This is a genomic window from Rhizobium sp. P1_E1, assembly GCF_056406015.1.
On the sequence record NZ_JBFUAY010000026.1, the window covers coordinates 28,846 to 41,344 of the forward strand.

11 protein-coding genes are annotated in these 12,499 nt (G+C 60.0%); 8 read left to right on the top strand and 3 right to left on the bottom strand.

Annotated elements, in window-relative coordinates; genetic code table 11:
• Window positions 1-61 precede the first annotated feature (61 nt).
• On the bottom strand, window positions 62-811 hold the full coding sequence (locus AC1D1Z_RS12395) for a histidine phosphatase family protein (protein WP_113542084.1): 750 nt from the start codon (window positions 809-811) through the stop codon (window positions 62-64).
• Between the two features lie 242 nt (window positions 812-1,053).
• Between AC1D1Z_RS12395 and AC1D1Z_RS12400 the strand changes: the two genes are divergently transcribed.
• Together AC1D1Z_RS12400 and AC1D1Z_RS12405 are read left to right on the top strand one after the other, a co-directional pair.
• A complete protein-coding gene (locus tag AC1D1Z_RS12400) occupies window positions 1,054-1,863 on the top strand; it encodes a UDP-2,3-diacylglucosamine diphosphatase (RefSeq protein ID WP_018445163.1) in 810 nt (269 codons plus the stop codon).
• 164 nt (window positions 1,864-2,027) lie between these two features.
• A complete protein-coding gene (locus AC1D1Z_RS12405; RefSeq protein ID WP_130758821.1) occupies window positions 2,028-3,248 on the top strand; it encodes an MFS transporter in 1,221 nt (406 codons plus the stop codon).
• Here AC1D1Z_RS12405 and dgcA read toward each other — a convergent pair.
• Window positions 3,200-4,183, bottom strand: a complete 984-nt coding sequence (gene dgcA, locus AC1D1Z_RS12410; RefSeq protein ID WP_130758820.1) for an N-acetyl-D-Glu racemase DgcA — start codon at window positions 4,181-4,183, stop codon at window positions 3,200-3,202. The genes AC1D1Z_RS12405 and dgcA overlap by 49 nt on opposite strands.
• A 100-nt stretch (window positions 4,184-4,283) precedes the next feature.
• Between dgcA and AC1D1Z_RS12415 the strand changes: the two genes are divergently transcribed.
• The 5 genes from AC1D1Z_RS12415 to AC1D1Z_RS12435 all read left to right on the top strand — a co-directional run bounded on the left by AC1D1Z_RS12415 (window position 4,284) and on the right by AC1D1Z_RS12435 (window position 9,717).
• Complete coding sequence (locus AC1D1Z_RS12415; RefSeq protein ID WP_477850661.1) at window positions 4,284-5,453, top strand: MlaE family lipid ABC transporter permease subunit; 1,170 nt, start codon at window positions 4,284-4,286, stop codon at window positions 5,451-5,453.
• Between the two features lies 1 nt (window position 5,454).
• The gene (locus AC1D1Z_RS12420) at window positions 5,455-6,300 is read left to right on the top strand and encodes an ABC transporter ATP-binding protein (RefSeq protein WP_018445167.1); all 846 of its coding nucleotides are present in this window, start codon (window positions 5,455-5,457) and stop codon (window positions 6,298-6,300) included.
• 9 nt (window positions 6,301-6,309) lie between these two features.
• Entirely contained in the window at window positions 6,310-7,680 is a 1,371-nt protein-coding gene (locus tag AC1D1Z_RS12425) for an MlaD family protein (protein WP_018445168.1), read from the top strand.
• A 24-nt stretch (window positions 7,681-7,704) separates the two neighbouring features.
• Window positions 7,705-8,316, top strand: coding sequence for an ABC-type transport auxiliary lipoprotein family protein (locus tag AC1D1Z_RS12430; RefSeq protein WP_477850664.1), 612 nt, complete (start codon window positions 7,705-7,707; stop codon window positions 8,314-8,316).
• A gap of 147 nt (window positions 8,317-8,463) precedes the next feature.
• The gene (locus AC1D1Z_RS12435) at window positions 8,464-9,717 is read left to right on the top strand and encodes a sensor domain-containing diguanylate cyclase (protein ID WP_477850666.1); all 1,254 of its coding nucleotides are present in this window, start codon (window positions 8,464-8,466) and stop codon (window positions 9,715-9,717) included.
• Window positions 9,718-9,865: 148 nt separating this feature from the next.
• Here the strand turns inward: AC1D1Z_RS12435 and AC1D1Z_RS12440 are convergent, their stop codons facing one another.
• Window positions 9,866-10,741: a D-alanyl-D-alanine carboxypeptidase family protein gene (locus AC1D1Z_RS12440; protein WP_130758816.1), complete on the bottom strand. Its 876-nt coding sequence runs from the start codon at window positions 10,739-10,741 to the stop codon at window positions 9,866-9,868.
• A gap of 300 nt (window positions 10,742-11,041) precedes the next feature.
• Here AC1D1Z_RS12440 and AC1D1Z_RS12445 point away from each other — a divergent pair, with 300 nt between their 5' ends.
• Entirely contained in the window at window positions 11,042-12,388 is a 1,347-nt protein-coding gene (locus tag AC1D1Z_RS12445; protein WP_165420882.1) for a caspase family protein, read from the top strand.
• Window positions 12,389-12,499: the final 111 nt, after the last annotated feature.

The window sequence follows — 12,499 nt, forward strand, 5'->3', positions numbered from 1 at the left end:
GGTTGGCGGGTTGCCTTACGCAAACCCGCCACAGACCTTTGCGACGGTTCGATTTAAGGAGTTATGCAGTCGGCTTCGGCGTAAGCGTCACGTCGGCGCCATAGGCATCGCGCAGCTCGCCCTCCTGTCCCGGCTGCCGGTCGGCGGCCTGATGCAGCAGGATCGACTCGTATCCTTGCGAGCGAGTCCCCTCGATCAGCGTGATATCGGCGTTTCCAGGATTGTCGGAGCGCTCGAACCACTCGACCGGGCGGTGCAGGAAATTCATTTCGACCGCCCGGTTGGTGACGCCATGACCGACGATCACAACGTTGCGGTCGCTATTTTCGGCATCGTGCATAACGGTCTGCAGGAACAGGCGCACCCGCTGGGCCACATCCGCCCGACTTTCGCCATCCGGCGGTCGTGCGTAGAACTTGCCGCTGTTGCTGCGCAGCCTCGCCCATTTTTCGAACTCCTCGGGAAACTTCTGCTTCTGTTCGGCGTGGTCATAGATTTCGGTGAAGAGACCGAAATCCTGCTCGCGTAGCAGATAATCCTCCCTGATATCGCCGACGACGCTTTGCGGCAGGGCTTCGAGCAGCGCATCCTTGCTCTGCCGCGTCCTCAGAAAGGGCGAATACCAGATCTGCAGCTTGCCGAAACCCGCGCTCGGCAATGCCTTCAGGTAGGAGGCGATCACGCCGCCTGCCTCGAGTGCCTGCCGATGGCCCCACTGCGTCAGCGGCACGTTGTGATCGCCGAATTGGCGGTAGGCCTGTTCGTTGATGTTGCCGAGGGATTCGCCGTGGCGAACGAGAAAAAGACGCATCAGCCATCCCGCATTGTCGGATATGAATCGCCGCCATCATGAACGCCCTGAATGCGCAGGGCAACATGGCCGGTAGGCCTGGCGGCGACGGGCGTCCTGCCCGCGCGGCGACAGGCATTCTGCCCGCGCGGAATGATCGGGTTTGCAGCGCGTTTCCACACCTTGTCATCTTCCTGAAACACGAGTCTGATTTTGGAAGGCTAGATGAAAGATGGGACATGAGCGGCAGCTCGTGAAAAGACATGATGGAACCCAGACATTTCCGCACGCTCTTCATTTCCGATGTCCATCTCGGCTCGAAGGCCGCGAAGGCCGACTTCCTGCTGGATTTCCTGCGCCACCACGAGGCCGATACGATCGTGCTCGTCGGCGACATCGTCGACGGCTGGCGTCTCAAGCGCAGCTGGTACTGGCCGCAGGTCTGCAACGACGTCGTCCAGAAGCTGTTGCGCAAGGCGCGCAAGGGCACGCGCGTCGTCTATATTCCCGGCAATCACGACGAATTCCTGCGGGCCTTCCCGGGCATGCATTTTGGCGGCATCGAAGTCGTCGAGCGCATGATGCATGACGGCGCAGACGGCAGAAAATACCTGATCCTGCACGGCGACGAGTTCGACGTCGTCGTCCGCAATGCACGACTGCTCGCCTATCTCGGCGACTGGGCCTATGACACGGCGATCCGCATCAATATCATCCTGGCGGCGGTGCGCCGTCGACTTGGCATGCCCTACTGGTCGTTCTCGGCCTGGGCGAAACTGCAGGTCAAACATGCCGTCAATTTCATCGGTGAATTCGAGCGCGTCGTGGCAGAGGAAGCCCGCAAAAATGGCGCCGATGGGGTGATCTGCGGACATATCCATCATGCCATCATCCAGGATATGGACGGTATCCGTTACATCAACACCGGTGATTGGGTGGAAAGTTGCACGGCGGTCGCCGAGCACGAGGACGGCACGTTCGAACTGATCACCTGGCGGGCGCTCGCCAGCAGTGTGACAGCACTTGCCGCCGTCGAGCGGGAAGACGCAGAACTGGCTCCTCAGGCCGCCTGATTTTGGCGCCGGCCATCCGCGCCTGCGCTCCCTCGAATTTAGCCGTTACCGTTAGGCGACAGGCCCTATTTATTTTCTAAAACGTTTCAGAACGGCTATTTCTCGTAATAGTCGCCTCCAGGGTGGTGTGTTAGGACAACGTCCAGTTTCCTTCAGGTCCACCCATGATTCCCGCTCAAAATTCCCCGACGGGTGAGGGAGCGCCGCCGCGCTTCCGGATGCTTAGCGCGCTTTCCTATTGCGCGCCGCTGCTCGTCAACGGCATCGTCCTGCCGTTTTTTCCCGTGTGGCTCGCAACCCACAGCTTCAGCGACCACGAGATCGGCATCATCCTTGCCATACCGATGGTGGTTCGCGTGTTGGTGGCGCCTGTCGTCGCCATGATCGCCGATCGATTGAAGGAGCGCGCCGACGTGCTGCTTTGGTCGGGTTGCCTGTCGCTGCTGACGGCGATCGCGCTGTTCTGGACGACGACCTTCTGGCCCGTGACGATCGTCTATGCGCTGCAGGGCGCCACTTTCGCGCCCTATGTGCCCGTCGTTGAATCGATCGTCATCTCGGGCGTGCGCCGCTGGGGGCTCGATTACGGATCGATGCGCGTGTGGGGCTCGATTGCGTTCATCATCTCGACGCTGGTCGGTGGCCAGCTGATCAGCCGGTGGGGCGGCGAAATGGTGCTGCCGGTCATGGTCTTCGGCTTTATCATGACCGTTGTCATGGCGATCTTCTGTCCGCGCATCGGACCGACGCGACGGCGCGGCCAGCCGATCAACATTCCGGCAGCCACCGGCAGCGGTCTGCGCGAGCCGCACCTTCTGCTGCTTCTGATCGGCGTCGCCATCCAGCAGTCGAGCCATGCGGTGCTGAACGCCTTTTCCTCGATCTACTGGCATCATCTCGGCTTCTCCGGCACGCAGGTCGGCCTGCTCTGGAGCGCCGGCGTCGCTTCGGAAGTGACTGTGTTCTTCCTGTCGAAGCGTCTCAACCGTCGCTTCGATGCCTGGACGCTGATCCGCTTCGGCTGCGCCATCAGCGTCTGCCGCTGGATCCTGTTTCCGATGAATACAGGCTTTGCCGGTTTCTTCCTGCTGCAATGTTTCCATGGCTTTACCTACGCGTTCGTGCATACCGGCGTGCAGCGGCGGATCGTGGCGACCGTGCAGGAAACGCAGGAATCCTCGGCGCAGGGCGCCTATTTCTTCTATGTCGGCATGGCGATGGCGCTGATGACCCTGGCGTCGGGTTATCTCTATGCCTGGCTCGGCGTCGTCAGCTATTACGTCATGGCCGTGGTCGCGTTCTCCGGCCTCGGCCTCGTCATCTCAGCCTATTATCTTCAGCCCCAGAGGGTGGTTTCGGGCGGAAAGACCAGGGAAGCGGCGTAACGAAGACCGGGTTCGCGGTCGCGGGCAAGCAGCAGCGGACCGTCGAGATCGACAAAATCGGCATTCTGAGCAAGTAGAACGGCGGGCGCCATGGCAAGCGAGGTGCCGACCATGCAGCCAATCATGATGCTGAATCCAAGCCGTTCGGCCTCGGCCTTCATCGACAGCGCCTCCGTCAGGCCGCCCGTCTTGTCGAGCTTGATGTTGATCGCGTCGTAGCGGTCGGCAAGGCTTGCGAGATCGCCGGTGTGGTGGACGCTCTCGTCGGCGCAGACGAGGAGCGGGCGGCGGATTTCAGCAAGCAGCCCATCGCGGCCGGCCGGCAGCGGCTGCTCGACGAGGGCCACACCCGCTTGCGCCGCGATATTGAGGTGACGTTCCAACACCGCTTCCGGCCAGCCTTCATTGGCGTCGAGGATGATTTCGGCATCGGGCGCGGCGGCGCGGACGGCGCGGATGCGGCTTTCATCGTCGCCGGTGCCGACCTTGACCTTGAGCAGGGCGCGGCCGGCATGCTCGCGCGCCTGGGCGGCCATCACCTCCGGTTCGCCGAGCGAGATGGTGTATGCGGTGGTGAGCGGCTGCGGAGCGGAAAGGCCGAGGCGGGCGGCGACGCTGTCTCCAGTCTGCTTCGCCTCGAGGTCCCAGAGGGCGCAATCGACGGCGTTGCGGGCCGCACCCGGCGGCATGGCGGACAGCAGGTCGCTGCGCGAGATGCCGGCCTCGATCAGCGGTCGAGCCGCCTCGATTTGGGCGAAAACGCTCTCCATCGTCTCGCAATAGCGGCGATAGGGCACGCATTCGCCGAGCCCCTGCGCTCCCTCTTCGACAAGCGTGCAGGTGATGACCTCGGCTTCGGTCTTTGCCCCGCGCGAGATGGTGAAGGTCCCGGCAATCGGAAAGGAATTCATCTGGATATCGAGGGTGCGCGGCATTATTGCTCTCCTGCAAGCATGGAAATTGCACGGTGCTTCTGTATATTGACGCGCCGGGCGAACGATCTGCTTCGCGATTCGCGCAATGTCGCTGTAAGCCTTGAAAGACACAAGTATCTTGAACGCCGAGAATCGCAACGCCGCCTCACTGCAAGTGGACGACCAGGCTGATGGCTCGGGACAGCGTGTGCGTCTTCAGGGAAATTGGCGCAGCGCCTACATCCATCTGGTGCTGCGCGATTTCGAAAAGCTCCTGCAGAAGAAGACCGGCGACCTGACGGTAGACCTCTCGGACATTGCGGAGATCGACACAGCCGGCATCTGGCTGCTGTGCCGGCTGAAGAAACAAGAAGAGGCTGGCGGGCGTACGGTTCGCTTCGAAGGCACCAACCCGCATATCGACGAAATGCTGGAGATGTTTTCCGAGGAGCCGGCCAAGCCCGAGCCGGAGCAGACGGAAAGAGTATCGCTTGCCGCGCGCATCTTCGCGCCGATCGGCAAGATGACCTACGACCTCTGGGACAATTTCGCCGCCTCCATGTATATCCTCGGCTCGGCGGTGCGCGGCGCGCAGATGAAGTTCGGCCGCGGCAGCGGCGTTTCGCCAGCCTCCATCGTCAACCAGATCGACCATATGGGCGTTCGCGCCGTTCCGATCATCTTGCTGATGTCTTTCCTGATCGGGGCGATCATCGCCCAGCAGGGCGCCTTCCAGCTGCGCTATTTCGGCGCGGAGGTTTTCGTCGTCGATCTCGTCGGCATCCTGCAATTGCGCGAAATCGGCGTGCTTCTGACGTCGATCATGATCGCCGGCCRTTCGGGCAGCGCCATCACCGCCGAAATCGGCTCGATGAAGATGCGCGAGGAGATCGACGCGCTGAAGGTGATGGGGCTGAACCCGATCGGCGTGCTGATCTTCCCGCGGCTGGTGGCGCTGACCATCGCGCTGCCGCTCTTGACGGTGCTCGCAAATTTCGCTTCGCTGGGCGGGGCTGCCGCCGTCGCCTGGGGCTATTCCGGCATTACCTTCGCCAATTTCCTGTCGCGCCTGCATGAGGCGGTGACCCTGTCGACGGTGCTCTCAGGTATGATCAAGGCGCCCTTCATGGCGCTGGTGATCGGCATCGTCGCCGCCGTCGAGGGGTTGAAGGTTGGTGGCAGCGCGGAATCGCTCGGCCAGCATGTGACGGCCGCGGTGGTGAAGGCGATTTTCGTCGTCATCCTGATGGACGGGCTTTTTGCGATGTTCTATGCAGCGATCGATTTCTAGGATGGCGGACCGCGTGGACGAGAAACCGATCGATACGGAAGACAAGGACGAAAGGGACATCGTGCTGTCGGCGCGTGACGTCACCGTCGGCTTCGGCTCCAAGGTCGTGCTCGACAATCTGAACCTCAATATCTACCGCGGCGAGATCCTGGGCTTCGTCGGCGCGTCCGGCACCGGCAAATCGGTGCTGATGCGCACCGTGCTCCGGCTGCTGCCGCGCCGCTCCGGCACGATCAAGATCCTCGGCCAGGATTTCGACGAACTCGACGAGCCGCAGCGCAACGCGCTCGACATGCGGCTCGGCGTGCTGTTCCAGCAGGGGGCGCTGTTCTCGTCGCTGACAGTCAAGGAAAACATTCAGGTGCCGATGCGCGAGTATCTCGATCTGCCGACCTCGCTGATGGACGAGCTGGCGCATCTGAAGATCCGTATGGTCGGGCTTGCAGCCGATGCCGCCGACAAATATCCATCCGAACTGTCCGGCGGCATGATCAAGCGCGCAGCCCTTGCGCGCGCGCTGTCACTCGATCCGGAACTCGTCTTCCTGGACGAGCCGACCTCCGGCCTCGACCCGATCGGCGCGGCCGAATTCGACGAACTGATCGCCAACCTGCGCGATAGTCTGGGATTGACCGTGTATATGGTCACGCACGACCTCGACAGCCTGTTTTCGGTCTGCGACCGTATTGCCGTGCTCGGAAAGAAGCGAGTAATGGTGGAAGGCACGATCGACGACATGCTGGCCTATGACGATCCGTGGGTGCAGGCCTATTTCAAGGGCAAACGCGCGCGGTCGATCGTGCCGCAGAACGATGCTGCCGCGCGGCACGACAGCAGCGGAAAGTGACCGGATAAGATGGAAACCAAAGCCAATTACACGATTGTCGGTTTTTTCACGGTGCTGGTGATCGCAGCTGCCTTCGGCTTCGTCTACTGGATGGCCGAATATGGCCGCGGCGGCCCGATGACGGAACTGATCGTTCGTATTCCGGGTTCGGCCAACGGTCTCAGCGTCGGCTCGCCGGTGCGCTTCAACGGCATCCAGATCGGCTCGGTGCAAACACTGTCGATCGATGCCGACGATCCGCAATATTCGCTGGCCTTCACCCAGGTGCGCACCGATGCGCCGATCTACCCATCCACCAAGGCCGCCCTGGAAATCCAGGGTTTGACCGGGGCTGCCTATATCGAACTGTCAGGCGGCCGCAAGGGCGAGGAAAGCATCCTCCAGCATGCGATCGACAACGGCAAACGCGCCGTCATCGTCGCCGACCAGTCGAGCGTCACCAACCTTCTGGCGACGGCCGACAAGATCCTCGATCGCGCCAACGACGCCGTCGGTGAACTTCAAGGTTTCATCGAGGATTCGCGCGGGCCGCTGACCGAGACTTTCAAGAACGCCGAGACGTTCTCGGATGCGCTTGCCAAGAATTCCGGCAATATCGACGCCTTCCTGCAGAGCGTCGGCCAGCTCTCGGAGACGGTGAAGGCGGTTTCCGGTCGTGTCGATTCGACGCTTCAAGCCGTCGAATCGCTGGTCAAGGCGGTCGATGCACAGAAGATCGACAACATCGTTTCCAATGCCGAGAAAATTACCGCCAATGTCGCGGATGCCTCGGGCGACCTTAAGGGCGCGATCCAGAAGTTCGACCAGACGGCCACCACCTTCAATGATTTCGGCAAGCAGGCGCAGGCGACACTCGACCGCGTCGATACGCTCGTTGCCCAGATCGATCCGGCGAAGGTGAAGGGCTCCGTCGACGATATCTCGCAGGCGACCAAGGATGCGCGCGCCGCCGTCGCCTCGATCCGCGATGTCGCCAACACGGTTTCGGCGCGTCAGAAAGATATCGACCAGACGATCCAGGACGTGTCGCAGCTTTCCAACAAGCTGAATTCGGCCTCGACCCGCATCGACGGCATTCTCATCAAGGTCGATGCGCTGCTCGGCACCGACAATACGCAATCGCTGTTCACTGAAGCGCGCGATACGCTGGAATCCTTCAAGAAGGTCGCCGACAACCTGAATTCGCGCATTGGGCCGATTGCCGACAATCTGCAGAAATTCTCGAGCGGCGGCTTGCGCGACGTGCAGACTCTCGTCAACGACATGCGCGGAACCGTGAGCAATCTGAACGATACGATCACCAACTTCGACCGCAATCCGCAGCGCCTGATCTTCGGCGGGGACACGGTGAAGCAATATGACGGCCGGACGCGGCGTTAACTGGGAAATCAAGGGTAGCCTAATATGGTCGCATCGCATCTGTTGTCGCGCCGTTCTTGGATCAGGGGAACGGTGATCGCGCTGCCGCTGACGGCGATGATTCTTTCGGGGTGCGGCACCGCGGCCAAGAACGACACCTATGACCTGCCCGCCGCCGTCGACGGCAGCGGACCCGCGGCCAAATCCCGCCAGGTCCTGATCGCCAGCCCCACAGCGCTAAGGTCGCTCGACAGCGAGCAGATCGTGATCCGTGTTTCGCCTTCGGAAATCCAGTATCTCTCAAAGGCGCAGTGGGGCGACAAGCTGCCGCGCATCGTGCAGTCGAAGCTGGTGGAAGCCTTCGAGAACTCGGGCAAGCTCGGCGGCGTCGRCATGCCGGGGCAGGGGCTGGCGATCGACTACCAGATCGTCACCGATATCCGCTCCTTCGAGATCGATGCTTCGAACGGCAACCAGGCGGTGGTCGAGATCTCCGCCAAGATCCTCAACGATCGCAATGGCTCGGTGCGCACTCAGAAGGTGTTCCGCGCCATGGCGCCGGCCGGCGGCGACAATGACGGCTTCGTCAAAGGCCTCGATCGCGCCTTCTCCACGGTTGCCTCCGAGATCGTCAGTTGGACCCTGCGCTCAATCTGAACTGGAATTCCGAGGCCACCCCGTGAATATCGGGGGTTGTCGATTGTGAAAATTATTTGATCCCATGGCATAGGGGTCGTCATCGTATTCAATTTCTTCATGAATTTGTGGAACGCATCATGTTATCGCTGTCAGGAGGCATGCTGCATGGTGGCTGCACGAGTATTCGGGAAATCGTCATTGGAGGCGATCCAACGCGAAAATGATCGCCTGGCTGCGCTGCAGCAGCTCGATCTCCTCGACACTCCGAGGGACGAGGGCTTCGAGCGCATCGTACGCCTGATAAAGGAAATCTTTTCCATCGACATCGGCATCGTGTCGCTGATCGATGCGCATCGGCAATGGTACAAGGCTTGCTCCGGCCTTTCGGCCGACGAAGTGTCGCGCGAAGACACGTTCTGCCGCTACGTCGTGGACTGTGAAAGGCCTGTTGTCGTGCAGGACGCCACCAAGGACTCGCGGTTTTCACAGCATCCTTCGGTGACGGGCGAGGACAATATTCGTTTTTACGCCGGCGTGCCGTTGAGAACAAAAGCCGGGCACATGATCGGAACGGTATGCGCGATCGACCGCAGGCCACGATCGTTCGGCAACAGAGATCTCGGCATTCTCGAGGAACTGGCGGGGGCTGCGATGGACCGCATCGAGCTCATGCAGTCGGCCGCGATTGACAGCCTTACCGAGGCGATGACGCGGCGGGCCTTCAAGCAGGAGGCCGATCAGCTCATTTCGCTCGCTCTGCGGCACAAGCACGACCTCTCATGCATCGTCTTCGATATCGACCAGTTCAAGAAGGTGAACGATACGCATGGACATGCCGCCGGAGACGAGGTCCTCAAGGTGGTGGCATCGACCTGCAAGGCGACCCTTCGAGCCGGTGATCTGTTCGGCCGTCTTGGCGGCGAGGAATTTGCCGTCATCCTGCCGCATGTCGATCGGGAAGGTGCTGTCGCAGTCGCCGAGAAACTCAGAGCCGCCATCGCCTCTGAGATCATTCGCGGCGATCATGGCGCTCTGACCGTTACAGCCAGCTTCGGAACTTCGGCACTCTCGATCGTCAGCAAAGAGATCGAAGCCCTGCTGGCTCAGGCGGATGCGGCGATGTATCAGGCCAAGCATGGCGGACGGAATCGTTGCGTGTCGTGGAGTTCCATCCACGCCGATCACGCCATTGGCGCTCGACGGCGGGTGCTGAAGGCGGGTTCGATCCTGTTCAACGATCGACGCTCGACCATCGACTGCACAGTCAAATCCATTGGATCGGAGAGCGCCGGCATTTCCGTCTCCAATACATCAGGCATTCCTTCGGAATTCATTCTGGCCATCAAAGGCGAAGGATTCGAAACGAATTGCAGGGTGATCGCGCAAGACCGGCAGCATCTGGAAGTGGCTTTCAGATAACCCGTTAGAGCGCCGTGCGTCCTTTTGGACGCATTAAGGACGCTCTAACTCATTCAATCCTCGCATCGTGCTTTCCGAAAATCGAATCCGATTTTCGGAAAGCACGGTGCGCTAGCAAAAACCTKCCGGCAGGTCTCTGCTCATCGGCCTATTTGGTCGGCTGCGAATCCGTCATCGTCGCTCCCGGCTGGCTGCCTGGCGTCGTGGAAGCTGTGGCGGTCGATGACGGCGAGAGAGTGCTGTCCAGCAGGCTTGCCATCTTGTCGTCGCGTATGCTCGCGGTCTTTTCGCCCATGACGACGCCGACCACGCGGCGGCCATCCTTCAGCGCCGACGTCACGACATTGTAGCCCGATGCGTCGGTGTAGCCGGTCTTGATGCCGTCGACGCCGTCATAGCGATACATGAGGTTGTTATGGCCGCGCAGCTTCATGCCGCGGAACTGGAATCCGCGCATGGAGAAGAGCTTGAACTCCTCGGGAAAGTCGCGCATCAGCGAAACGCCGAGTGTCGCCATATCTCGCGCCGTGGTGACCTGCTCAGGATCGGGAAGGCCCGACGGATTCTTGAAGACCGTATCCTTCATGCCGAGCTGACGTGCCCTCTCGGTCATCGCCTTGGCGAAAGCCTGTTCGGAGCCGCCAAGCTGCTCGGCGATCGCCACGGCCGCATCGTTGGCGGACAGCACGACAATCCCTTCGACCGCTTCGCGCAGCGTCACCTTGCGGCCGGCGCCGACGGCGAGCTTGAAAGGCTCCTTGCTCTCGGCATTTTCCGACATGGTGAGCTTCTCATCCCAGTTGAGGCGTCCGTCATGCAGGGCCTCGAAGGCGAGATAGAGCGTCATCATTTTGGTCAGCGACGCCGGATAGTTCAGATCGTCCTGATTGGAGCCTTCAAGGACCTGACCGGACTGCACATCAACGACGAAGCTTGCCTGGCCTGCCTGAGCCAGAGTGAAAGCGCCCATCAGGAAAACAGAAGAGAGCGCGGTGGCAAGGAGCCGGGATGTCGTCTTGGTCATCAATGTTGCTGTCTCTATCGTTTGGATGGTGGAGTGAGCCATTCGCTTTAATGTGAGCGGATCAGAAAAGTTTGTGACGGAATGAAGGACAGGGGGCAATAAAAAAGGATCATCCACAGCTGATTCCTTTTGTCTCACCATTCAGGCTTTGGCCTTGCCGACGTCGAGCGTCTTTCGGCCTTCAGCGAGGAATGAAGCGTCGGATCTCGCACAATCCTTGCGGGCACGCTCATTTCGATCTAAGGCGCTGGAAGACAGCATTACGCTGCGTGAGGTGGGATTTCTATGATGCGCTCGGCAATGGTTTTGGTCGTTGGCATATGTGTGCTCATCTTCTCTGCTCTTTCCAGCCTTGCGTCATCTGGACGCGTTGCGCTGGTGATTGGCAACTCGGCCTATAGCCAGGTCGAAAAGATTCGGAACCCCGGAAATGATGCGACTGCTATCGGTGCAGCGCTTCGGCGAATGGGTTTCGAGGTGACGGTCGTCCATGATGCGACAAAGGTTGAATTCGATTCCGCTCTGTCGACGTTTTCCGATGTTGCGGCCGGGGCAGATATTGCCGTGGTATTCTACGCCGGACACGGAATGGAGCTTAACGGCTCCAACTATCTCATTCCGACAGATGCCACTTTAAGCACAGATGCGCAGGCGACCTCTGAAACCGTGACGTTGGACAACGTTCTGGATGCTGTTCGCAGCGTCAAAGGTCTTCGCATCGTCCTTCTCGACGTATACCGCAAGAATCCCTTTGTGCTGAAAATGAAGCCAAACGGAGCCAGCCGTTCCATCGGACGAGGGCTTGCGGGGATCGAACCAAAGCCGAATTTGCTCGTCAGCTATTCGGCGGAGGCGGGCGCCACTGCAAATGGCGTCGATTCCGATCACAGCCCCTATACCGAGGGCCTGCTGAAGTTCCTAGAGATGCCCGGGCTTGAGGTGAATTTTCTTTTCAGACGCGTCTCTGCCTATGTCCGAAATAAAACCGATGGCCAGCAGACACCGTTCGAATATTCCAGCTTGCCCGAGGAACCTGTCTATCTCAGCCCATCCTCCGCCACCAATTTGCCGGCTACCAAAGCTCAAATGGTTCTCTATGAGGAGAGAGTTGGGATGCCGGAGCCGACGGCATTGGCTGGCTCGGTGACTTGGTCAATCGATATGCGGACTGACGCCAAGGGCCACTCCGATCCAGTCGTGCGGGGCCACATGGAAATTCCGCAGCGTAACCTGACGGCTGTACTGACGCTGGAAAGAAATACGGATCCATCGATCGCTGCGAGCCATCTCTTCGAACTATCGTTTCAGATCGCGGCAGGATTTGAAGGAGGAGGAATTAATAGTTGGACGAGCATGTCGATGAAGACCACGGAAGGCGCTCGCGGTGACATGTTGATAGCCGTGGCCGGCAAGGTCACTGACACTCTCTATATGCTGGCGCTCAATGGTTTGCCTGATGCTCGCGCCAAAAACATCGAATTGCTTGGTAAACGCCGATGGATTGATTTGCCGATCTTTTATCAGAACGGCACACGAGCGCTGCTGACGCTTGAAAAGGGCGAGGATGGTGAGCGTGTGTTCAATCAGGCAATTCAGGCTTGGGCGTCAGATGATCTGGCCCGGACTGATGGCGGCAATGCTCAATAGAAAGATGGCAGCATCAAATCCGGTCTACGAACTGCCGCCCTAGTTTTCAGGTTCAGACCGCGGCCCATGGTCACCAACGAAAGCCGCCTGACGTCAGTTCAAACGGCTTTC

Coding starts and splice junctions, on each gene's coding strand:
- AC1D1Z_RS12395 (WP_113542084.1), bottom strand. CDS start 811: ATGCGTCTTTTTCTCGTTCGCCACGGCGAATCCCTCGGCAACATCAAC.
- AC1D1Z_RS12400 (WP_018445163.1), top strand. CDS start 1,054: ATGATGGAACCCAGACATTTCCGCACGCTCTTCATTTCCGATGTCCAT.
- AC1D1Z_RS12405 (WP_130758821.1), top strand. CDS start 2,028: ATGATTCCCGCTCAAAATTCCCCGACGGGTGAGGGAGCGCCGCCGCGC.
- dgcA (WP_130758820.1), bottom strand. CDS start 4,183: ATGCCGCGCACCCTCGATATCCAGATGAATTCCTTTCCGATTGCCGGG.
- AC1D1Z_RS12420 (WP_018445167.1), top strand. CDS start 5,455: ATGGCGGACCGCGTGGACGAGAAACCGATCGATACGGAAGACAAGGAC.
- AC1D1Z_RS12425 (WP_018445168.1), top strand. CDS start 6,310: ATGGAAACCAAAGCCAATTACACGATTGTCGGTTTTTTCACGGTGCTG.
- AC1D1Z_RS12435 (WP_477850666.1), top strand. CDS start 8,464: ATGGTGGCTGCACGAGTATTCGGGAAATCGTCATTGGAGGCGATCCAA.
- AC1D1Z_RS12440 (WP_130758816.1), bottom strand. CDS start 10,741: ATGACCAAGACGACATCCCGGCTCCTTGCCACCGCGCTCTCTTCTGTT.
- AC1D1Z_RS12445 (WP_165420882.1), top strand. CDS start 11,042: ATGGTTTTGGTCGTTGGCATATGTGTGCTCATCTTCTCTGCTCTTTCC.